The sequence below is a fragment of the Streptomyces sp. NBC_01317 genome, from assembly GCF_035961655.1.
GTDB lineage: Bacteria > Actinomycetota > Actinomycetes > Streptomycetales > Streptomycetaceae > Streptomyces.
Genome location: NZ_CP108393.1, coordinates 3,536,103 through 3,557,738, shown reverse-complemented (window position 1 = coordinate 3,557,738; position 21,636 = coordinate 3,536,103). Strand labels below are relative to the sequence as shown.

At 69.4% G+C, this 21,636-nt stretch carries 21 protein-coding genes; 13 read left to right on the top strand and 8 right to left on the bottom strand.

Annotated features, from left to right (window positions below):
• Positions 1-70 precede the first annotated feature (70 nt).
• Both OG349_RS15075 and OG349_RS15070 read left to right on the top strand, forming a co-directional pair.
• The gene (locus OG349_RS15075; protein ID WP_327235090.1) at positions 71-2,047 is read left to right on the top strand and encodes a metallophosphoesterase family protein; all 1,977 of its coding nucleotides are present in this window, start codon (positions 71-73) and stop codon (positions 2,045-2,047) included.
• Between the two features lie 101 nt (positions 2,048-2,148).
• Positions 2,149-3,216 carry a WxL protein peptidoglycan domain-containing protein gene (locus tag OG349_RS15070; RefSeq protein ID WP_327235089.1) on the top strand — a complete coding sequence of 356 codons (1,068 nt, stop codon included), beginning with the start codon at positions 2,149-2,151 and terminating at the stop codon, positions 3,214-3,216.
• A 141-nt stretch (positions 3,217-3,357) separates the two neighbouring features.
• Here OG349_RS15070 and OG349_RS15065 read toward each other — a convergent pair whose 3' ends face one another.
• On the bottom strand, positions 3,358-3,981 hold the full coding sequence (locus OG349_RS15065; protein WP_327235088.1) for an SMI1/KNR4 family protein: 624 nt from the start codon (positions 3,979-3,981) through the stop codon (positions 3,358-3,360).
• A gap of 710 nt (positions 3,982-4,691) precedes the next feature.
• Positions 4,692-5,258, bottom strand: coding sequence for a hypothetical protein (locus tag OG349_RS15060; protein ID WP_161308980.1), 567 nt, complete (start codon positions 5,256-5,258; stop codon positions 4,692-4,694).
• Positions 5,259-5,374: 116 nt separating this feature from the next.
• Here OG349_RS15060 and hemL point away from each other — a divergent pair, with 116 nt between their 5' ends.
• The 7 genes from hemL (at position 5,375) to ccsB (ending at position 13,213) form a co-directional block, all read left to right on the top strand.
• On the top strand, positions 5,375-6,709 hold the full coding sequence (gene hemL, locus OG349_RS15055) for a glutamate-1-semialdehyde 2,1-aminomutase (protein ID WP_327235087.1): 1,335 nt from the start codon (positions 5,375-5,377) through the stop codon (positions 6,707-6,709).
• A complete protein-coding gene (locus OG349_RS15050; RefSeq protein WP_327235086.1) occupies positions 6,706-7,389 on the top strand; it encodes a histidine phosphatase family protein in 684 nt (227 codons plus the stop codon). The genes hemL and OG349_RS15050 overlap by 4 nt, the downstream gene beginning before the upstream one ends.
• Before the next feature lie 179 nt (positions 7,390-7,568).
• Complete coding sequence (locus OG349_RS15045; RefSeq protein WP_327235085.1) at positions 7,569-8,834, top strand: hypothetical protein; 1,266 nt, start codon at positions 7,569-7,571, stop codon at positions 8,832-8,834.
• Between the two features lie 77 nt (positions 8,835-8,911).
• The gene (locus OG349_RS15040) at positions 8,912-9,532 is read left to right on the top strand and encodes a TlpA family protein disulfide reductase (RefSeq protein WP_327235084.1); all 621 of its coding nucleotides are present in this window, start codon (positions 8,912-8,914) and stop codon (positions 9,530-9,532) included.
• Positions 9,533-9,536: 4 nt separating this feature from the next.
• Complete coding sequence (locus OG349_RS15035) at positions 9,537-10,301, top strand: cytochrome c biogenesis CcdA family protein (RefSeq protein ID WP_327235083.1); 765 nt, start codon at positions 9,537-9,539, stop codon at positions 10,299-10,301.
• Between the two features lie 3 nt (positions 10,302-10,304).
• Positions 10,305-12,125 carry a cytochrome c biogenesis protein ResB gene (gene resB / locus OG349_RS15030; RefSeq protein ID WP_327235082.1) on the top strand — a complete coding sequence of 607 codons (1,821 nt, stop codon included), beginning with the start codon at positions 10,305-10,307 and terminating at the stop codon, positions 12,123-12,125.
• A complete protein-coding gene (ccsB, locus tag OG349_RS15025) occupies positions 12,122-13,213 on the top strand; it encodes a c-type cytochrome biogenesis protein CcsB (protein ID WP_327235081.1) in 1,092 nt (363 codons plus the stop codon). The genes resB and ccsB overlap by 4 nt, the downstream gene beginning before the upstream one ends.
• Before the next feature lie 85 nt (positions 13,214-13,298).
• On the opposite strand, the gene OG349_RS15020 is transcribed toward ccsB, so the two are convergent.
• The 3 genes from OG349_RS15020 to OG349_RS15010 form a co-directional block, all read right to left on the bottom strand.
• Positions 13,299-14,261: an isopenicillin N synthase family dioxygenase gene (locus tag OG349_RS15020; protein WP_327235080.1), complete on the bottom strand. Its 963-nt coding sequence runs from the start codon at positions 14,259-14,261 to the stop codon at positions 13,299-13,301.
• Positions 14,254-14,712, bottom strand: coding sequence for a nucleoside deaminase (locus OG349_RS15015; RefSeq protein ID WP_442806254.1), 459 nt, complete (start codon positions 14,710-14,712; stop codon positions 14,254-14,256). Before OG349_RS15015 ends, OG349_RS15020 begins: the two co-directional genes overlap by 8 nt.
• A gap of 64 nt (positions 14,713-14,776) precedes the next feature.
• Positions 14,777-15,205 carry a PLD nuclease N-terminal domain-containing protein gene (locus OG349_RS15010; protein ID WP_327235079.1) on the bottom strand — a complete coding sequence of 143 codons (429 nt, stop codon included), beginning with the start codon at positions 15,203-15,205 and terminating at the stop codon, positions 14,777-14,779.
• 118 nt (positions 15,206-15,323) lie between these two features.
• On the opposite strand from OG349_RS15010, the gene OG349_RS15005 reads away from it, so the two are divergent.
• Positions 15,324-16,778, top strand: coding sequence for a menaquinone biosynthesis decarboxylase (locus tag OG349_RS15005; protein ID WP_327235078.1), 1,455 nt, complete (start codon positions 15,324-15,326; stop codon positions 16,776-16,778).
• Positions 16,775-17,692 carry a menaquinone biosynthesis prenyltransferase MqnP gene (gene mqnP / locus OG349_RS15000; protein WP_327235077.1) on the top strand — a complete coding sequence of 306 codons (918 nt, stop codon included), beginning with the start codon at positions 16,775-16,777 and terminating at the stop codon, positions 17,690-17,692. The genes OG349_RS15005 and mqnP overlap by 4 nt, the downstream gene beginning before the upstream one ends.
• Here mqnP and OG349_RS14995 read toward each other — a convergent pair.
• Positions 17,682-18,317, bottom strand: a complete 636-nt coding sequence (locus OG349_RS14995; protein WP_327235076.1) for a rhomboid family intramembrane serine protease — start codon at positions 18,315-18,317, stop codon at positions 17,682-17,684. The two genes, mqnP and OG349_RS14995, sit on opposite strands and share 11 nt — an antisense overlap.
• 83 nt (positions 18,318-18,400) lie before the next feature.
• Between OG349_RS14995 and OG349_RS14990 the strand changes: the two genes are divergently transcribed.
• Together OG349_RS14990 and OG349_RS14985 are read left to right on the top strand one after the other, a co-directional pair.
• Positions 18,401-19,114 carry a UbiX family flavin prenyltransferase gene (locus tag OG349_RS14990; protein ID WP_327235075.1) on the top strand — a complete coding sequence of 238 codons (714 nt, stop codon included), beginning with the start codon at positions 18,401-18,403 and terminating at the stop codon, positions 19,112-19,114.
• A 128-nt stretch (positions 19,115-19,242) separates the two neighbouring features.
• Positions 19,243-19,698 (top strand): Lrp/AsnC family transcriptional regulator, encoded by a 456-nt coding sequence (locus OG349_RS14985; RefSeq protein ID WP_161310788.1) that lies wholly within the window; start codon positions 19,243-19,245, stop codon positions 19,696-19,698.
• A 58-nt stretch (positions 19,699-19,756) separates the two neighbouring features.
• Here the strand turns inward: OG349_RS14985 and OG349_RS14980 are convergent, their stop codons facing one another.
• Positions 19,757-20,434: a response regulator transcription factor gene (locus OG349_RS14980; RefSeq protein ID WP_327235074.1), complete on the bottom strand. Its 678-nt coding sequence runs from the start codon at positions 20,432-20,434 to the stop codon at positions 19,757-19,759.
• Entirely contained in the window at positions 20,431-21,591 is a 1,161-nt protein-coding gene (locus tag OG349_RS14975; protein ID WP_327235073.1) for a sensor histidine kinase, read from the bottom strand. The genes OG349_RS14980 and OG349_RS14975 overlap by 4 nt, the downstream gene beginning before the upstream one ends.
• Between the last annotated feature and the right edge of the window lie 45 nt (positions 21,592-21,636).

Here is a 21,636-nt window from a genome sequence, read left to right as displayed (position 1 = left end):
CACTCTGTGGAGAGACCTTAACAACGTCATTACATGCACCCCCCCGTGCACATAAAGGAACGAAGAACCGATGAAATTGAGCACCTCGACACAGGCCCCCGGGCTTGTGCGGCGCCGCGTGGCCACCGGGGTCACCGCGGCAGTCCTGGGCTTGACGGTCGCCCTCGGCAGCGGGATGGCGTCCCCTGCCTCCGCCGCCGAACCGGCCACGCTCTCCGGCATCATCCTCGGTGTGGGCGCGAACGAGACCCAGCGCACCGTGACGTGGTACTCCTCCGCCGACACCGCGCAGAAGCTCCAGGTCGCCCCGACCGCGGACCTGGTCAACGGCGAATTCCCCGCCGGTGCGGCCACCTTCGACGCCACCGGCGCGGCGAACATCGCCACCAGCGGCGGTTTCAACCGGCACGCGACGATCACCAGCCTGAAGGAGGACACGGCGTACACGTACCGTGTCGGCACCGAGGGCAACTGGTCCCCGGCGTACTCCTTCAAGACGCAGGACTTCGAAGGCGACTACGACTTCCTGTTCTTCGGCGACCCGCAGATCGGCTCGTCCGGCGACCTGGCGCAGGACCAGGCCGGCTGGCAGGACACGGTGGACGTCGCCACGTCGGCCAACCCGAACGCCGAACTCCTGGTGTCGGGCGGTGACCAGGTCGAGACCGCGAACAACGAGTCCCAGTGGAACTCCTTCCTGGCACCCGACAAGCTGCGCTCGTACCCGTGGGCGGCCACCATCGGCAACCACGACGTCGGCGGCAAGGCGTACGAGCAGCACTTCTCGACGCCGAACACGGACCGCTCGGCCCCGCTGTACTCCAACGGGAACCCGGCGTCCAACACGTCCGGCGGTGACTACTGGTACATCTACAAGGATGTGCTGTTCATCGACCTCAACAGCAACAGCTACGCCACCTCGCAGGGTGGCGGCGGTGACGCGGCGCACCTCGCGTACGTCACCGACGTCATCAACAAGCACGGCTCCGAGGCGAAGTGGAAGGTGCTCACGTACCACCACTCGATCTACTCGCCGGCCGACCACGCCAAGGACAGCGACAACAAGGCGCGGCGTGTCGACTTCCCGACCACGTTCTCCAAGCTCGGTGTGGACCTGGTGCTCCAGGGCCACGACCACAGCTATTCCCGCAGCTACCTGATCAAGAACGGTGAGAAGGCGGACCCGGCCGAGAAGCCCGGTGCCGCCGACGTGTACCCGGGTCCGGGCGGTGTCCTGTACGTCACGGGCAACTCGTCCTCGGGCTCGAAGTACTACGACATCACGAAGCCGGACAGCAGCGGTACGAGCGGGGCCGGCAACGGCGCCGACCCGCTGAACCCGGACAGCTACTGGTACAACTCGGTCCAGAACCAGGAGCACGTCCGCACCTACGTCAAGGTGCAGGTGCGCAACGACAAGCTCGTGGTCGAGAACGTCCGCAGTGGCACGTGCGCGGCCCCGAACTCGGCGGTCTCGCGCGGCTCCTGGTGCAACAACACCACGACCGACCAGCCCGTCGGTTCGCTGGTCGACAAGGTCAGCGTGCACCCGTACCACGGCGACAGCCAGTCGCTCGCGGTCAACGTGCCGAAGGTCGCTCCGGGTGAGTTCGGCTGGACGATCGACGGTTACAACGGCCTGGTGGACCTCGGCACCGCGCAGGAGCGGAACGGCGACCACTTCGAGGCGGCCGGCAAGATCAACCCGCTGCTCGTCTCGGACAGCCGCCGCTCGCTCGCTCCCTGGTCGGTCTCGGCGAGTGTGAGCGACTTCAAGGACGCCGACAAGACGTTCTCGGGTGCCAACCTCGGTTGGTCGCCGATGATCCTCGACGGCGGCGCGGGCGCCAAGGCCAGTGACCCGGTGGCTTCCGGGTACGACGACCACGGCAAGGGTCTGTCCATCGCGCGCGGCCTCGGTTCGGCCGAGCAGGGGCACCCGCGGGGTTCGGCGCGACTGGGCGCCGACCTCGACCTGAAGATCCCGGACAGCGTTCAGAAGGGTGGCTACCGGGCCACGCTGACGATCACGGCGCTGAGCAGCTGAGCAGCTGACATCGCACTGAGCAGCTGACCGGACCCGTTCGACAGGGCGGGGCAGGCGCCGTCCGGCGCCTGCCCCGCCTCCCGTTCCAGGAGAACCTCACGATGCACGCGCCCTTCCGTACCGCCACCCGTATCCGCACCACAGCCGTGATCCTGCTCACCGGGCTCTTCATCGCTGTCGGCCTCCCCACCGGCATGGCGTCGGCGGCCGACGGTGACGTCACCTGGACGGTCAGGACGGCCGCGAACAGCTACGGCGACGACCGGTCCAGCTTCAGCTACGCCGTCAACCCGGGCGGCCAGCTCAAGGACGCCATGGTCGTGGCCAACCACGGCAAGACCTCCCTCGACCTCGCGGTCTACACGGCCGACGGCTTCACGACGGACACGGGCCAACTCGATCTGCTGACACGGGACAAGAAGTCGGTAGGGGTGGGCGCCTGGATCCACGCGACCCGGGCCAACGTCACGATCAAGCCGGGCAAGTCGGCCCAACTCCCCTTCACGGCGAAGATCCCCGCCAACGCCCCGCCCGGCGACTACGTGGGCGGCATCCTCACATCCCTCAAGCAGCCGGACGACGCCGAGGGCATCAACGTGGACCGGCGCCTGGGAATCAAGGTCAAGCTGCGGGTGGGCGGCACACTCAAGCCACAACTCGCCATCGAGAACGTCCACCTGGACCACTCCACCCCGGCGAACCCGTTCGCGAAGGGCGACGCGACGGTCACGTACACGATCCACAACACGGGTAACGCGATCCTGTCGGCGCGCCAGTCGGTAGCGATAGCGGGCCCCTTCAACTGGCTGAAGACTGAGGCGGCCCACCTAACCGCACCCCCGGAACTGCTCCCAGGAGAAACCTGGAAGGTCAAGGTCCCGGTACACGGAGTGGCCTCGGCGATCCGCCTGAAGGCAACGGTGAAGCTCACCCCCATCCTGACGGACGCGTCAGGCTCCAAGACCTCCCTGAAACCCACAGAGGCCACCACCCGAGCCTGGTCCCTCCCCTGGCCCCTGTTGCTGCTGGCGGCAGTCCTGATCGCCCTCCTGCTGACGACACTCCACCTGACCCGCCGCCGCCGAGCCCACCGCAAACTCCGCGAGGACGCCCGCGTACAGGAAGCGGTGGAACAGGCCCTGCGCGACCAGCACACCCCAACACCGTGACCTCCTGACTGCTCCGTGCGAGACCGCTCGGAGAGCCGGCCGGCAGAGCCGGCACGTGCGTCGATCTTCCGTGCGACGACCGAGCGCCGCCGCAGACGGCGCCGGCGACCCCGACGCCCCGGGGCCGAACGTCCCGAGCGGTCAAACATCCCCGAGCGCAACCCAGTTCAGGTCCCCGGACTCGTCGAAGCATCTGACGAGCGGAGCTTCGGTACATCCCAGGGCGACGTGCTCAAGAAGCGCCGGTGACCCGGCTTCGAGCGCCACGGCGACGTCCCGAAGCATCGCCCCTGTCGAGCGCCACAGTGGCACCCCGAGGCCCCATCGCTCGTGATCCCACAAATGTACGGCCCCCTGGGCTTCACCGTCCCGGAGGTCGACAACGAGTCCGTCTCCACCTGTCCCGAGTGCGACGGGCATGAGCTCAGGCAGAAACCGATCGTCACTGTGCCCACCCCCGTGCTCGCCCGCCTCCTCGATCTCATCCTCCTGCTCCGCGACGAGGAGCCAGGTCTCCCGCGTCTCCAGGGCCTCTTCGAGCGACACGGGAGCGAACGCCCCGGGAATCCAGAAGTCAGCACTCACATCGGTCAACGCCCACCACGCCCGCAGATCGGCGGGAAACACCACGCCCAACTCGGCCGCGACCGCGTCAAGGCGCTCTTTGCCCACCGCCGGACGGACGGGGCCCTTCTGCACATGGCTCCTCAGCCAGCGGTCGATCCGATCCCCGGATTGCCGCACATCATGATCAACAGCACCCATGGCGAGCAGTCTTCCAGCGCATGAGTGGTCCGGTGCCGGTGGTCGAGCCGGCGGAGGCGGTTTCCGCATCACTCAGGGCCGGGACCCAGCAGCCCAACTTCCGGCTCCTGAAGTAGCTCGTGACCCCCGTCAGCGATCCGGGAAACGGGGCGCAGGAGGAAACTCGCGGTCAGTGGTGGCGACTTGGCCGCCGGAGCGAGACCGACAGGGGAGCATCACGATGAGTACCGATCCCGAACGGACGCTGCAGTTACGCCGTGGATGTCACGTCGGACGACGTCTGGTCGGTCATGGACTTTCCGATGCCGCGTCTGGAAGCGCTGGCGGGCGCTCACCACGTCGACATTGAGGAGCACCGCGCGGCCTCGGCGCTCATCGAGGCCATGGCCTTCCTCGCGTTGACGATCGACGGGCAGATCCTTCGTCCCGCCAAAAGGCCCCGCCTCCTGCTGCCGGCCACGCCGCGGCCTCCCGTTCCCCCGCCGACCGAGGAGGTACGGCTCGCCTCGGAAGAAGCAGCGGCTCGCCACGATCCAGGGGCGACTGGAACCAGCTGTGCGCGATCGTCGGCCCCTGGAGTGAGAGCGACGGTTACGACCGGTCCCGCTGGCACGAGCTGAGTTTCAGGGACGCCGCCCAAGAGGCAGAGTACGAACGCCGCGTCGCCGAACACGGCCTCCGGCGGCGGGACGAGGAGTGATGAGGTCAGGTCAGGGCCACACCAGGCAATACGGCTGGTGGCCCGCCTCGTGGAGTCTGTGGCTGAAGTCCTGCCATTCGTGCAGGAGTTGGTAGACGTTGAACGCGTCCCTCGGGCCGCCCCGGTCCGGGACCGTGGACCAGATGAAAGCCGCCGCGCCCACGGATTCCTCGCCGATGTCGCGGAGCGGGTCCACGACCGTCATGGGGAGTTTCACCACCGCGTAGTCCGGGTGCAGGACGACCAGTTCGAGTGGGGGCACCTTGTTCAGGGGCATGCCCTGTATGCCCGTCAGGACCATCGCGGCTATCGTCTCCGGCTTGACCTTCGAGAACATCCCGCCCATACCGAGTTCATCGCCGCCCAATTCCTCCGGACGCATGGAAATCGGGACACGGGCAGCCGTCGCCCCGTCGGGTGCGCCGAAATATTTGTAGGTCACCCCCACCCGGCCACCACTCCTGCTTTCCGGAATCTGCTCGCGCGCCTCGCGCTCGCGCCGCCGGTGCTTACCACGCCGGGCAGGCTCCGGACCGAGATCATCGGTTCCCTCGCCCAGTCCGCCACCGCGATGCATATCTCCACCCGACCACTCGCAGCCCCGGCCGCGCAACCCGATCATCGTGACAGTGACCTCCCCCACGCGCGTGCGGTGAAACACCTGACCGCAAGAACGTCCGAGCCTCTGACACCATGGATTGCGTGAGCTTCCCCTATGACGCCCCAGTTTCGCAGACGCTTTTCGACCGTGCGGCCCTCGTGACGCCCGGCGGCGTGAACTCCCCCGTCCGGGCCTTCCGCGCCGTGGGCGGTACGCCCCGGTTCATGGTGTCCGGTAACGGTCCATACCTGATCGATGCGGACGGCCGTGATTATGTCGACCTCGTATGTTCTTGGGGGCCGATGATTCTCGGTCATTCACGCCCAGAGGTCATCGAAGCGGTCCAGGCCGCGGTCGCCCGTGGCACCTCCTTCGGTACGCCGGGGGAGGGCGAGGTCGCGCTCGCCGAGGAGATCGTGGCGCGTGTGGCGCCCGTCGAGCAGGTCCGGCTCGTGTCGTCGGGGACCGAGGCGACCATGTCCGCGATCCGCCTCGCCCGTGGTTTCACCGGGCGCGCGAAGATCGTCAAGTTCGCCGGCTGCTATCACGGGCATGTGGACGCCCTGCTGGCCGCCGCCGGGTCCGGTGTGGCCACCCTCGGGCTGCCCGACACCCCCGGCGTCACCGGTGCGCAGGCCGGCGACACGATCGTCCTGCCGTACAACGATCTCGACGCCGTGCGTCAGGCCTTCGCCGCGCACCCCGGGCAGATCGCCTGCGTGATCACCGAGGCCTCGCCCGGCAACATGGGCGTCGTCCCGCCGCGCCCCGGCTTCAACGCCGGGCTCAAGGAGATCTGCGCCGCCGACGGCGCCCTCTACATCTCCGACGAGGTGATGACCGGCTTCCGTACCTCCAAGGCCGGCTGGTACGGCATCGACGGCGTCGCGCCCGACCTGATGACCTTCGGCAAGGTCATGGGCGGCGGTTTCCCGGCCGCCGCGTTCGGCGGCCGCGCCGACATCATGGGCCACCTCGCCCCCGTGGGCCCCGTCTACCAGGCGGGCACGCTCTCCGGGAACCCCGTCGCCACCGCCGCCGGGCTCGCGCAGCTGCGGCTGCTGGACGACGCGGCGTACGACACCGTCGACCGGGTCTCCGCCGAGATCCAGGGTCTCGTCGGCGAGGCGCTCAGCAAGGAAGGCGTCGCCCACCGGGTGCAGAGCGCGAGCAACATGTTCTCCGTCTTCTTCACCGCCGACGAGGTCCACGACTACGACGGCGCCAGGCGCCAGGAGTCCTTCCGCTTCACCCCCTTCTTCCACTCGCTGCTCGCCGACGGCGTCTACCTGCCGCCGTCGTCCTTCGAGTCCTGGTTCGTGTCCACCGCCCACGACGACCGCGCCGTCGAGCGTGTCGCCGCCGCCCTGCCGGCCGCCGCCCGCGCCGCCGCCCAAGCCGTAGAAGCAACGGAGAGCACCGCATGAGTGACCCCAGCGAAACGACCGTCGTCCACCTCATGCGGCACGGCGAGGTCCACAACCCCGACGGCGTGCTGTACGGCCGCCGCGACGGGTTCCACCTCTCCGAGCTGGGCCGGCAGATGGCCGACCGCGTGGCCGAGCACCTCGCCGCCCGTGACATCACTCACGTCGTGGCGTCCCCGCTGGAGCGTGCCCAGGAGACCGCGGCGCCCCTCGCCAAGAGCCACGGGCTGACCCTCGACACCGACGACCGGCTGATCGAGGCGCGGAACGTCTTCGAGGGCAAGACGTTCGGGGTCGGCGACGGCGCCCTGCGCAAGCCCGCCAACTGGAAGCACCTCACCAACCCCTTCCGGCCGTCCTGGGGCGAGCCGTACGTCGACCAGGTCGTACGGATGATGGGCGCCCTCACGGCGGCGCGCGACGCGGCCCGGGGCCACGAGGCGGTCTGCGTCAGCCACCAGCTGCCGATCTGGATCGTCCGGAGCTTCGTCGAGCACCGCAGGCTGTGGCACGACCCGCGCCGCAGGCAGTGCACCCTCGCCTCGCTGACGAGCTTCACCTTCCAGGGCGACAAGATCGTCTCGATCGGCTACTCCGAGCCGGCGCGTGATCTCGTACCGGCCCATCTCCTGGCCGGTGCCAAGCCGGTCAAGGGCGGGACCAAAGCCTTCGGGGCGTAGGCGTCTCCGCGTCTGTCGTTTCTTTGTCCGCCGTTCCTGTGTCCGCCGTCTCTGTGTCTGCTTTTGTTAAAAGATGACAAGTCCTGGAACCTCCGCGTTCGGTACGACATCTCATGTGTTGCCGCTTGTAAAACCTGCCTGAGCGGCTCACGGGACGTGCGAGCGCGGATGGGGACGGTATGCGCGACATCAGCCGAAGGGGACTGCTGGGAGCGGGAATCGGAGCCGCGGCGGCGATCGGGATCGCCGGCTGCGGGACCTCTTCCGACGGCCGGAACGGTGCGCATCGGGCGGGTACCGGCAAAGGGGACGGGAAAGGCGGGGGCCCGGGCGGGAAGGCCTCCGCCAAGCCTCTCTCTAAGGAGGCCCGGCTCATAGGTGACGGTTCCACTTCCGACACGGGAAAACAGCCGCACCAGCCCCCCGCCCCGGTCCCGCTGGAGCCCGGCCAGACCCCGCCGCAGTTCGTGGTCTTCTCCTGGGACGGGGCGGGCGAGGTCGGCAACGGCCTCTTCCCCCGCTTCCTCGACCTCGCCAAGGACCACGGCGCGGCTATGACCTTCTTCCTCTCCGGCGTCTATCTGCTGCCCGAGTCGAAGAAGGCGCTCTACCGCCCGCCCAACAACGCCGTCGGTGCCTCCGACATCGGCTATCTCACCGACGACCACATCAAGGAAACGCTCAAGAACGTCCGCCGCGCCTGGCTCGAAGGACATGAGATAGGCACCCATTTCAACGGGCATTTCTGCGCCGGCCACGGCACGGTGGACAACTGGACCCCCGCCCAGTGGCACAGCGAGGTCGAACAGGCCGTGTCGTTCGTCACGGAGTGGCGTACGAACAGCGGCTGGACCGATCTCGATCCGCTGCCGTTCGACTACCGCAAGGAATTGACCGGCGGCCGTACGCCCTGTCTCCTCGGCCAGGAGCGGTTGCTGCCGACCGCGCGCAAACTGGGCTGGCGGTACGACGCCAGCTCGCCGGGCGGCACCCAGAAATGGCCGGATAAAAAGGGCGGGGTGTGGGATTTCCCGCTCCAGGGCGTCCCGTTCCCCGGACACAGTTTCGAAGTCCTGTCCATGGACTACAACATGCTCGCCAACCAGTCGGTGAATTCGACCAAGGGCATGCCGGGGAACTACCCGCGCTGGCGCGAGCAGGCCAAGGGCGCGTACCTCAACGGGTTCAAGCGCGCGTACAAATCGAATCGCGCGCCGTTCTTCATAGGCAACCACTTCGAACAGTGGAACGGCGGAATCTACATGGACGCCGTCGAAGAGGCGCTCAAGGAGATGGCCGGCAAGAAGGACGTACGGCTCGTCTCGTTCCGCCAGTTCACCGACTGGATCGACGCCCAGGACCCCGCCGTACTCGCCAAGCTCCGCTCGCTGGACGTCGGCCAGGCCCCGGACGGCGGGTGGAACGCGTTCTTTAAGGCGGCTTGACAACGGGCCTTACGGGCAGTGCGGTCACCGAGGGGGGTGCGCAAGATCCCCCGAAACGCCCATGCGAAACTTTTCACATGAACTTTGGCCGCGCTCCTCGAAGCAGCCCGAGCCGTCGACTCCGCGCTGTTCTGCCGGTCGCCGTCGCCGCGGGCGCGTTGACGCTCTCCGCGTGCGGGGGCGGCGGGACGTCCGGCGGCGGCGGAAAGACCGGTTTTGTGTCGAACACCGGCGGGATCTCCACCGTCGCCAAGGCCGACCGCCGATCCGTCAACGACCTGTCGGGCGAGACCCTGGAGGGCAAGAAGCTCGACGTCGCGGACTACAAGGGCAAGGTCGTCGTCCTCAACGTCTGGGGCTCGTGGTGCGGACCGTGCCTCGCCGAGGCGCCGCACTTCGCCAAGGTCTCCAAGGAGACCGCGAGCCAGGGCGTGGCGTTCGTCGGGATAAACACCCGCGACCTGGAGAAGCAGCCCGCCATCAAGTTCGAGCAGGACTTCGGCATCACCTACCCGAGCCTGTACGACCCGGCGGGCAAGCTCCTCGTGTACGGGTTCCCCAAGGGCAGCCTCAACCCCCAGGCCATCCCCTCCACGATCGTGCTCGACCGGAACGGGAAGATCGCGGCCCGCTCGCTCAAGGCCGTGGACGAGGAGCAGTTGCGCAAGCTGATCGACCCGCTGATTGCGGAGAAGTGATCCCGTGCAGTTTCTCGCCGCGGTGACGGACTCGAACGACACCATCCTCACAGGTGCGCTGCTGCTCGCGTTCCCCCTGGCGGCGCTGGGCGGTCTGGTCTCCTTCTTCTCCCCGTGCGTGCTGCCCCTGGTGCCCGGCTACCTGTCGTACGTGACCGGCATCAGCGGCACCGACCTGGCGGAGGCCAGACGCGGCCGGATGGTCGCCGGGGCGTCGCTCTTCGTCGTGGGGTTCAGCGCGGTCTTCGTCTCCGGCGGCGCCTTCTTCGGCTACTTCGGCTCGGAACTCCAGGCCGAGCGCGGCGTGCTCTCCAAGATCCTCGGCGTGCTGATGATCCTGATGGGCGTGTTCTTCCTGGGGCTGATGCCCTGGCTCACCCAGCGTGAGTTCCGCTTCCACCGGCGGCCGGTGGCCGGCCTCGCCGGTGCCCCGCTGCTGGGCGCGCTCTTCGGAATCGGCTGGACGCCGTGCATGGGCCCGGTCCTCGGCTCCGTCCAGTTCCTCGCGTTCGACCAGGGGACCGCGGGCCGGGGAGCCATACTGACCGTCGCGTACTGCCTCGGCCTCGGTCTGCCGTTCGTCCTCGCCGCCGTGGCCTTCCGCAAGGCGCTGGGCGCGTTCGGGTGGATCAAGAAGCACTACACCTGGGTGATGCGGATCGGCGGCGGCATGATGATCGCGACCGGGCTGCTGCTGGTGACCGGCGCGTGGGACGGCATCGTGCAGGAGATGCAGGGTTGGTCCAACGGCTTCACGGTGGGGATCTAGTCCATGAGCACGACAGAGTCGGACAGCACGACAGAGTCAGAGACCGGCAGCACGACAGAATCAGAGAGCACGAAAGGATCGGAGCGTTCCGCCGAGTCACGCGACGCCCGGGACGTACGGGAACTCGGCGCCGCCGGCTCCCAGCTCTCCACGGCCCCCCGTGAGGAGTCCCTCCTCACCGGCCCCACCCTGAGCGTCATCGGCTGGGCGCGCTGGTTCTGGCGCCAGCTCACCTCCATGCGCGTCGCGCTGATCCTGCTCTTCCTGCTCTCCCTCGGCGCCATCCCCGGCTCGCTGATCCCGCAGACCAATGTGGACGAGCTGAAGGTCCAGGACTTCAAGGCGAAGCACACGGTCGTCTCGCCGATCTACGACCAGCTCCAGCTCTTCCACGTCTACAGCTCGGTGTGGTTCTCCGCGATCTACATCCTGCTGTTCGTCTCCCTCATCGGCTGCATCATCCCGCGCACCTGGCAGTTCGTCGGCCAGCTGCGCGCCCGCCCGCCGCGCGCGCCCAAGCGCCTCACCCGGCTGCCCGCGTACACGACCTGGCGCACCGCGGCCGAACCGGAAGCCGTACGGGAAGCCGCGCTCTCCCTCCTCAAGAGGCGCCGCTTCCGGGTGTACGGGGAAGGCGACGCGGTCGCCGCGGAGAAGGGCTACCTCCGCGAGACCGGCAACCTGATCTTCCACATCGCGCTGATCGTGCTCCTGATCTCGTTCGCCACCGGTCAGCTCTTCAAGTCCGACGGCGGCAAGCTGGTCGTGGAGGGCGACGGCTTCTCCAACACCCTCACCCAGTACGACGACTTCCGGTCCGGCTCGCTGTTCAACACGGACGACCTCGCGCCGTTCAGCTTCACGCTGGACACGTTCACGGGGACGTACGAGCGCAGCGGACCACAGCTCGGCACCCCCCGTACCTTCGAGGCGGCGATCCGCTACACCGCCGGCCCGCGGGACAAGGAGCACAAGGCGGTCGTCAAGGTCAACGAGCCGCTGAAGATCGACGGCTCCAAGGTCTTCCTGATCGGCCACGGATACGCCCCGGTCGTCACGGTCAGGGACCGTGCGAACAAGGTGGTCTTCAGCGGCGCGGTGCCGCTGCTGCCCGTCGACGGCAACTTCACCTCCACCGGCGCCATCAAGGTCGTCAACGGTTACAAGGACAAGGCCGGGAAGAGGGACCAGCTCGGTTTCGCGGCGTTCTTCGTGCCGACCTTCGCGGGAAAGGGCAACGGGCAGATGTTCTCCCGCTTCCCCGCGCTCGACCTGCCCGTCCTCAACCTGGGCGCGTACCACGGCAGCCTCGGCGTCGACTCCGGGCTGGCGCAGAACGTGTACCAGCTGAACACCTCCAAGATGACGCCCTTCAAGGACGCCAAGGGGGACATCCTCAAGAAGACGCTGCTCCCGGGCGAGAAGCTCGACCTCCCGGACGGGGCCGGATCGATCACCTTCGAGAAGGACATCAAGGAGTGGGCGAGCTTCCAGATCACGCACCAGCCCGGTGACGGCTGGGCGCTGACCGGCGCGATCGCCGCGATCGCGGGACTGGCCGGCTCCCTCTTCATCCAGCGGCGCCGGGTCTGGGTCCGGGCCGTGCGGGGCGCCGACGGCGTCACCGTCGTCGAGATGGCGGGTCTCGGCCGCAGCGAGTCCGCCAGACTCCCGGAGGAACTGGCCGACCTGGCCGGCACCCTCCACGCGGAAGCGCCCACCCACGCAGGCGCGCCCACCCACGCAGAAGAGCCTGATCCCGCCGAAGAGACGGTCGAGAAGACCGCCCGGGCGTCCGTCGAAGTCGAAGGGGTTGAGAAGTGAGTCTCGCCGCCGCAGCAACCAACGAGAGCCTGGCGCACACCAGCAACGTGCTGATCTATTCGTCCATGGCCGTCTACATGCTGGCTTTCTTCGCGCACATCGCCGAGTGGCTGTTCGGCAGCAGGAGCAAGGTCGCCAGGACCGCCTCGGCCCTGACCGGTGACACGGGCGCCTCCGCCGCCCCGGCCGTCAAGGTCAAGGCCGCGCGGGGCGGCACCACCGCCGTGCTGGACCGGCCCCGGATCGTCACCCGCTCGGCCTCCGGCTCCCGCGACCTGCCCGACGGCCCCGGCGCGGCCGGCGACGACGTCCAGGGCGACCTGTACGGCCGTATCGCCGTGTCGCTCACCGTCCTCGCCTTCGTGGTCGAGGCGGCCGGTGTGGTCGCCCGCGCCCTCTCCGTACAGCGCGCCCCCTGGGGCAACATGTACGAGTTCAACATCACCTTCTCGACCGTCGCGGTCGCGGTGTACCTCACGCTGCTCGTGCTCAGGAAGAACATCCGCTGGCTCGGACTGCCGCTGGTCACCACGGTCCTCCTGGACCTCGGCCTCGCCGTCACCGTGCTCTACACGGCCAGCGACCAGTTGGTCCCCGCGCTCCACTCGTACTGGCTGTGGATCCACGTCTCGACCGCGATCTTCTGCGGCGCGGTCTTCTACGTCGGCGCGGTCGCCACGCTGCTCTACCTCTTCCGTGAGCGGTACGAGTCGAAGCTCGCCGCGGGCGGCAAGCCCGGCGCCTTCGCCACCTCCGTCATGGAGCGGCTGCCCGCCTCCGGGAGCCTCGACAAGTTCGCCTACCGCGTCAACGCGGCCGTCTTCCCGCTCTGGACGTTCACGATCATCGCGGGCGCGATCTGGGCGGGCGAGGCCTGGGGCCGCTACTGGAACTGGGACCCCAAGGAGACCTGGTCCTTCATCACCTGGGTCGCGTACGCCTGCTACCTGCACGCCCGCGCCACCGCCGGGTGGAAGGGCCGCAAGGCCGCCTACCTGGCGCTGATCGCCTTCGGCTGCTGGCTGTTCAACTACTACGGCGTCAACATCTTCGTCACCGGCAAGCACTCCTACGCCGGGGTCGATTGAGCCGTTTCACCGTACGACGCCCCGCAGGGACCACCGGTCCTGCGGGGCGTCGCGCTGTGGCCGTACGGCAGGGTCCTTACGGGCGTCAGTCGACCGCGATCGCGTCCAGCCGCGCCCGCAGATACGTGTGCGAGTCCACCCCGGCGACGGCCGTCCCCGGGTCGCACTCGTAGAAGTAGACCAGCGACATCAGCTCCTCCGACGGCACGTCGGGCGGCGGCGGAAGGACCCGGTGGCGGCCCGAGCACCAGCGGCCGTCCGTCCAGCGGGCCATCAGGTCCCCGATGTTGACGGTGAAGGCGTCCGGATCGTGCGGGGCGTCCCGCCACCCCTCCTCGTCCGTGAAGACCTGGAGCCCGCCCCGGCCCGCCTCCCGGTCGAGGACGGTGACCGTACCGAAGTCGGTGTGCGGACCGATCCGGAACTGCCCCGGCTCCGCCTCCCCGACGACCTCCGTGCCCGGGTACCAGTTGACGTTGAAGCCCCAGGTCGGGTGCGCGGTGTGCGCGGTGAAGAAGTCCTCGTCCCGGCCGAGCGCGACCGCGAGGAGCCCCAGCAACTCGTCGGACAGCTCCCGCATCCGCGTGAGATACGTCTCCACCAGCTCCCGGAGCCCCGGGGCCTCGTCCGGCCACCGGTTGGGCAGGAACCACTCCGCGTCCACGGCCGGGTCGCCCGTCGGCTCGTACGAGGCGAAGGAGTACGACTCCTTGAGGTCCGGCGGGGGCGGTGTGCCCTCCGCGCCGCCGTTGGCCTCCGCCCCGGAGCGGAGCCAGCCGCGCCCGCCGACCCGGGCCGCGTACGGCTCCTTCACGGCGGCGGGCAGCAGGAAGAACTCCCGCGCCGCCGCCCGGATCCGGGCCCGCAGCGCCGGATCCACCCCGTGGCCCGTGACCAGCAGGAAGCCGGCCCGCCGGAGGGCGTCGTCCACGGTCGCCGCGAGGGCGGCGCGTGCGCCGGGGTCACCGGAGCGCCACGGCCCCAGATCGACGGTCGGCACGGCGGCGGTGGCGTCGGCGGGGGGAGGGGAAGCGTTCGGATCAGTCATGGCCGATGTCCTCGTTCCAGAGGTCGGGACGGTCGGTGACGAAGGCCCGCATCAGCGCGACGCACTCCGGATCGTCCAGCAGGACGATCTCCACCTCGTGCTCCGCCAGCCAGTCGTGACCGCCGTGGAAGGTCCGCGCCTCGCCGATCACCACCCGGGAGATCCCGAACTGCCGGACCAGCCCGGAGCAGTACCAGCACGGCGAGAGCGTGGTCACCATCGTCGTACCCCGGTACGAGCGCTGCCGCCCCGCCGCGCGGAAAGCGGCCGTCTCCGCGTGCAGGGACGGATCACCGTCCTGGACGCGGCGGTTGTGCCCCCGGCCCAGCAGCGCCCCGTCCGCGCCGTAGAGCGCGGCGCCGATCGGGATGCCGCCCTCCGCGAGCCCCGCGCGTGCCTCGGCGACCGCCGTCGCCAGCCATTCCTGTGCCTGTCCCGGCTTCATCAGCATGCCGGCAAGCATCCCGCAGCGGCTCGTGTCCCAGGCCCGCCCGCGTCCCAGGCCGGCGCGGGTCTCAGGCCTTCGGCGGCGTGTCCTCCGTGGCGCCGCCGCCCTTCTCACGGCGCTCGATCTCCTCCTCGCGCCGCCGCAGGTCGGCCTCCCACTGCTCCAGGTGCGCGGCGGCCTCCGCGTCGTCCGCGGCGTCCCCGCCCGTCTCAGGACGGCCCCCGGACGGCTTCGCCTCGTCCTTGAGGGAGTTGAGGAATTCCGGGTTGTCGTCCGGCGCGACCCAGCCGCCGCGCCGCCCCGCCGCTCCCGTCACCCGGCGGTCCCGGCCCGCGATCAGCCAGGAGATGGAGCCGACCAGCGGGAAGAGGAGCACCAGGATCGCCCAGACCGGCTTGGGGAGGTAGCGGACGTCCTTCTCGTCGGTCGTGAGGCAGTCGATGAAGGCGTAGACGCTGAGGCCCAGCGGCACCAGAATCATCAGCACCCTAAGCATGGCGGACCCCCTGCGCATGAAGATCGAGACCGGATCGCGGCCTCCGTGACAGGACCACAGTAGCGAGAACGGGGAAGCCCCGGCGGGTCCCGGAGCCGGGGATGACACACTGGGCGGCATGGCTTATGACGATCTTCGCTCGCTGCTCAGGGCGCTGGAGCGCGAGGGCGACCTCACCCGTGTCAAGGCGGAGGTCGACCCGTACCTGGAGGTCGGGGAGATCGTCGACCGCGTGAACAAGGCCGGTGGCCCCGCCCTGTTGTTCGAGAACGTCAAGGGCTCCTCGATGCCCCTGGCCATGAACGTGTACGGCACGGACCGCCGCCTCCTCAAGGCGCTCGGCCTCACCTCCTACGCCGAGATCAGCGACAAGATCGGCGGGCTGCTCAAGCCGGAGCTGCCGCAGGGCTTCGTCGGCGTACGGGAAGCGTTCGGCAAGCTCGGCACGATGGTCCACGTACCGCCCAAGAAGGTGAAGGACGCGCCCGTCCAGGAAGTGGTCCTCACCGGTGACGACGTGGACCTCGACCAGCTGCCCGCGCTGTTCACCTGGCCGGAGGACGGCGGCTCGTTCTTCAACCTCGGCCTGACGCACACCAAGCACCCCGAGACCGGCGTCCGCAACCTGGGGCTCTACCGCCTCCAGCGCCACGACCGCCGCACCATCGGGATGCACTGGCAGATCCACAAGGACAGCCGCAACCACTACCAGGTCGCCGCCAAGCGCGGCGAACGGCTGCCGGTGGCCGTCGCGTTCGGTTGTCCGCCCGCCGTGACGTACGCCTCCACCGCGCCGCTGCCCGGCGACATCGACGAATACCTGTTCGCGGGCTTCGTCCAGGGCCGGCGGATCGAGATGGTCGACTGCAAGACCGTGCCGCTCCAGGTCCCGGCCCAGGCCGAGGTGGTCATCGAGGGGTGGCTGGAGCCCGGGAAGACCCTGCCGGAGGGCCCGTTCGGCGACCACACCGGCTTCTACACGCCGCAGGAGCCCTTCCCGGCGCTGACCATCGACTGTGTGACGACGCGCAAGCGCCCACTGCTCCAGTCGATCGTGGTCGGCCGGCCTCCTACCGAGGACGGGCCGCTGGGGCGGGCGACCGAGCGGTTCTTCCTGCCGCTGCTGAAGATCATCGTGCCGGACATCGTGGACTACCACCTGCCCGAGTCCGGCGGCTTCCACAACTGCGCGATCGTCTCGATCGACAAGAAGTACCCGAAGCACGCGCAGAAGGTCATGCACGCGATCTGGGGCGCGCACATGATGTCGCTGACCAAACTGATCGTCGTCGTGGACGCGGACTGCGACGTCCACAATCTCCACGAGGTGTCCTGGCGGGCGCTCGGCAACACCGACTACGCGCGCGACCTGACCGTCGTGGAGGGACCGGTCGATCACCTCGACCACTCCTCGTACCAGCAGTTCTGGGGCGGCAAGGCCGGGATCGACGCGACGCGGAAGCTCCCCGAGGAGGGGTACACACGGGACGGGGGCTGGCCGGAGATGGTCGAGTCCGACCCGGAGACGGCGGCGAAGGTCGACCGCCGGTGGAGGGAGTACGGCCTCTCATGAGCGCTGTCCAAGGAGTCCTCGGGCCGGAGCCCGCGCAGCCCAACAGCCGGACACGGGCGTTTCTGCGGCTGGTGATGATCGAACACTCGGTCTTCGCCCTGCCCTTCGCGTACATCGCCGCGCTGACGGCGATGACCCAGCTCGACGGCAACATCCACTGGCTGCGGCTGCTGCTGGTGACGGTCGCCATGGTCGGGCTGCGGACGTTCGCCATGGCGTGCAACCGGATCATCGACCGCGAGATCGACGCCCGTAATCCCAGGACCGCCGGCCGTGAACTGGTCACGGGCGCGGTGTCCGTACGGTCCGCCTGGACCGGGGCGCTCGTCGCCCTCTTCTTCTTCCTGGGCGCGGCGGCGCTGCTGGGGCCGCTGTGCCTGGCGCTCGCTCCCGTCGCGGTCGTCCCGATGGTGCTCTATCCGTACGGGAAGAGGTTCACGAACTTCCCGCACGCGATCCTCGGCATCGCCCAGGCGATGGGCCCGATCGGCGCGTGGATCGCGATCACCGGCGCGTGGTCGTGGGACGCGGTGATCCTGGGGCTGGCCGTCGGCATCTGGATCGGGGGCTTCGACCTGATCTTCGCGTGCCAGGACGTCCAGGCGGACCGCGCGCACGGCGTGCTGTCCGTGCCGGCCCGCTTCGGCATCCCGGCGGCGCTGTACGGCGCGCGCGGCGCGCACGTCGTGACGATGGGGCTCCTGGTCTGGTACGCGCTGGCCACCGACGCGGGCGGGTTCTTCTGGACCGGGCTCGTGATCGTCGCGGGCGCGTTCCTCTACGAGCACACGATCGTGAAGCCGCACGACCTGTCGCGCCTCAACCGCGCGTTTTTCCAGGTCAACGGTTTTGTGGGCATAAGCCTGTTCTTCTTCGCCCTGCTCGACCTGTTGGTGCGCGGCCTCACGGTATGAGCGGGACCGCCGCCCGTGCCCGTACAGGCTGCTTCCTCCGGTAGAGGAACGCCGCCAGGACTCCGCCTGTCAGCCCGAACAGGTGGCCCTGCCAGCTGATGGACGGGTCGGTCGGCAGGACGCCCCACAGCACCGAGCCGTAGACCGCCAGCACCACCAGGCCGACCACCAGGTCCACCGCGCTCCGGTTCACAAACCCGCGCACCAGCAGATAGCCGAGCAGGCCGAAGACCACGCCCGACGCCCCGACCGTGTTCGAGTGGTCGGCGGCGGTCAGCCACACGCCGAGGCCACCCACCACCATGATCGTCAGGACCACGGCGGCGAAGCGGCGTATCCCGCCGAGCGCCGCGAGGAAGCCCAGCACCAGCAGCGGCACGGTGTTGGACGCGAGATGTTCGAAGCCGTGGTGCAGGAAGGCCATCGGGACGACGTCGCGCAGCTCGCCGAAGCTGCGCGGGCTCAGCCCGTACGTGTCCAGCGCGCCGCCCGACGCGGTGTCCACCACTTCGAGCACCCAGAGCAGCGCCACCCAGAGGATCATCACGCCGCCGGCGGCCTTCACCCGGTCGGTGCGGCTCGGCGTCGTGCCCTCGGTCCTCGGATACGTCATCCCGGCCCCCATCCCAGTTCCCGTCCCGGCCCCAGGGGAACGTACGGGGCACCGCCGTCGGTTCCGTCACCAGAGTGCCGGATAGGCTCGGATCCGTGAAGCCCGGACCGTACCCAGACTCCCGCAGCCCGCGACCGGAGCTCCGGCGCCCCTGGATCGTCGGGGTCTCCGGCGCGTCGGGGACGCCGTACGCCGCTGCCGTGCTGCGCGGGCTGCTGGACGCGGGCGAGAGTGTGGACCTGGTCGTCAGCAGGGCGTCCCGGCTGACGCTGCTGGACGAGACGGGGATCGCGTTCCGGGACGCGCACTGGGAGAGCGATCTCGCCGACTGGCTGGCGCGCGGCGCGGACGGCGGTCCAGACACCTTCGCGAAGAGCGTGGCGGAGTACGTGGCGGATGTACGCCACTGGCCCGCCGGCGATCTGGCCGCGGGGCCGTCCTCGGGGTCGTACCCCGCCAAGGGCATGCTCATCGTGCCCGCGTCCACGGCGTCCGTGGCCGGGGTGGCGCTCGGCCTGTCGAAGGACCTGCTCCAGCGGGCCGCGAGTGTGACGCTCAAGGAGCGGCGCCCGCTGGTGGTCGCCGTACGGGAGACACCGCTCGGCGGGCAGACGCTCCGGCATCTGGTGGCGCTGGACGAGGCGGGCGCGGTGGTCCTGCCGGCGTCCCCGGCGTTCTACGCGGGCGCGCGGCACATCCAGGACCTGGTGGACTTCGTCGCGGGGCGGGTGCTCGACGCGGCGGGGGTGCCGCATCGGCTGTACCGCCGCTGGGAGGGTGAACTCGGCGGTGCGCAGGGCGGCACCTGAGCCGACCGCCGACTCCGAGTGAAGGTAAAACGCCGAAAGTGTGGCGGATTCGTAGGAATCGAGCCTTCTATGCCTTAGATTCTATACGTACCTTGTGAGCTCGTTGAACAATGGAAGGCTTCAGGCATATGGACGCCGTGGACAGGCAGCTCATCCAGGCCCTCAGGGAGAACGGGCGGGCCTCGTACGCCGAGCTAGGGCGCCTCGTCGGACTGTCGGGACCCAGTGTCACCGACCGCATCAACCGGCTCGAAGCGGCGGGTGTCATCACCGGGTACCGCGCCACGGTCGACTCGGCCTCGCTGGGCCTCGGGGTCATCGCGCTGATCGGGATCTCGCTCTCGGACGCCGCCGACCACGAGGACGTGGCCCGGAGGATGCGCGATCTCCAGGAGATCGAGGACTGCTGGTTCATCGCGGGGGACGACTCGTACATGCTCAAGGTACGGGCGAGTGACGTGGACGGCCTGGAGCGGACGATCCGCCGGCTGAGCGGGACGAAGGGCGTCTCCCGGACCCGTACGACGATCGTGCTGTCGACCAAGTGGGAGAACCGGGTGGGAGAACTGCCCGAGGAGGACTGACGGATGGTCCGAGGGGGCGGCCCACCGGGCCCGGTGGCCCCCTCGGACCCCGCGTACGTCAGCCGAGCGGCGGGCGCAGCCGCCGGGGGGCGGCCGACGGCGGGGGGATCAGCCCGGCGACGACGGCCTTGTTGACCGCGTCCACCCGGGAGACCGCTCCCAGCTTCGCGAAGATGTTCCGCAGATGGCGCTTGATCGTGCCCTCGGTGAGCCCGAGTTGGGTGGCGGCCCCCCGGTTGCTGAGCCCCGCCGCCACCAGCGTGACGACCTCCACCTCACGCGGGCTGAGCGTGTGGTGGGCGGGCTCTGGCGCCGGCTGCGGTTCCGACTTGGGCCGGGGCGGCAGCGAGACGGTCAGACCGTCCTGGCTGCACGCGTCCCGCAGGGCCGCGACCAGCGAGTGGTGCGTGGCCGTCTTGTGCAGGTAGCCGCGGATGCCGAGGGGGAGCAGGCTCTGGAGCAGCCGGGGATCGTCGTGCATGGTCAGCACCATGATCTTGGTGTCGGGCGAGGCGGCCTGGACCGCCCGTACCGTACGCCCCGGATCCTCGTTCCCCGGCATCTCGATGTCCATCAGCAGGACGTCCGGGCGGTGTTCGGCCGCCATGGCGACGGCGCCCGGCGCGTCGCCGACCGCCGCCGCCACGTCGAAGCCGCCCACACCGCGGATCAGTTCGGCCAGCGCGTCCCTCAGCAGGGTGTGGTCGTCCGCGATGACGACGCTGTACGTGGTCATCCGCGGACGTCCGGCGCGGTGGCGGGATCCGGCTCCGGCAGCAGCAGGGACAGCCGCATCCCCGTGCCCACCCCCGGCGCGCTCGTCAGATGCAGCGTCCCGCCCAGTGCCTGGACCCGCTCCCGCATCGACAGCAGGCCCGTCCCCGACCGCCCGTCGCGCGCCGGCGGCGCCGTCTGGTCGAAGCCGGTCCCGTCGTCGTGCGCGAAACAGTCCACGCGGTGCGGGGCCACGTCGACCTCCAGCGCCACCGTGCTGGGGGCCGCGTGCGTCAGGGAGTTGCGCAGGAACTCCCGCAGCACCAGGAACAACTCCTCGGCGTGCCCCGCCGGGACCCACGACTCGTCGCCGTTCACCTCGATGTGCACCCGGACGCCGGGCGCCTGGTGCGCCTCGGCGTACTCCAGGAGCGCTTCGGCGAGACCGGTCACGCCGGGGCGCGTCCGCAGGTCGGAGATGAGCCCCCGTGTGTAGCCGGTCGCCTCGTCCAACGCCCCCCGGACCCGGCCGAGATGGCGGTCGCGGGTCGCGGGCCCGTACCCCTCGGCCATGGCCTGGTCGTGCAGGTCCAGGCAGCGGTAGGCCAGGGCCAGGCTCTGGCCCAGCCGGTCGTGCAGGTCGCGGGCGAGCCGTTGGCGGTGGCCCGTGGCGCTCTCCTCCACCTTCTTGAGGAGGTACGCGTCGTAGCCGGCCGCCGAGACCTGTAAGCAGGTGGCCAGGCTGTGGTTGAGCGCCGCCACCGCGCGCCCCAGGCAGGCGGAGGACTGCTCGGGCGGCAGGCCGGCCGCCGCCGTCACCAGGTACTGGAGGCAGATCTGGAAGAGCAGTCCCGACGACCGCAGGGTGTCGGCCGGGTGGACCGACTGGAGCGGTCCGCGCGTGCTCAGGCCGACGGAGAGGCCGAGCGCGGCGTTGGCGGCGGAGGGCTGCTCGCTCTCCCGCAGCGCCTCCGCGCACTCCTGGATGACAAGTCTGGCGTGTTCCCGCGCTTCTCCCCACAGCTCCGTGGTGGAGATCAGCGGGCTGGACACGCCTTCGAGGGATTGCCTGAATTGGCAGATGATTTCATCGCTGCCGAGCGCGAGCCGGTCGGCGAGCAGGCGCGCGGAAGCTACGGAAGGATCGGTCTCCTCGATCTGCGTTTGTATCTTCAGCACTGCTGAAGTCCCCCTAGGTCACTGGTCCAGCTTCGGCGGCTCTCC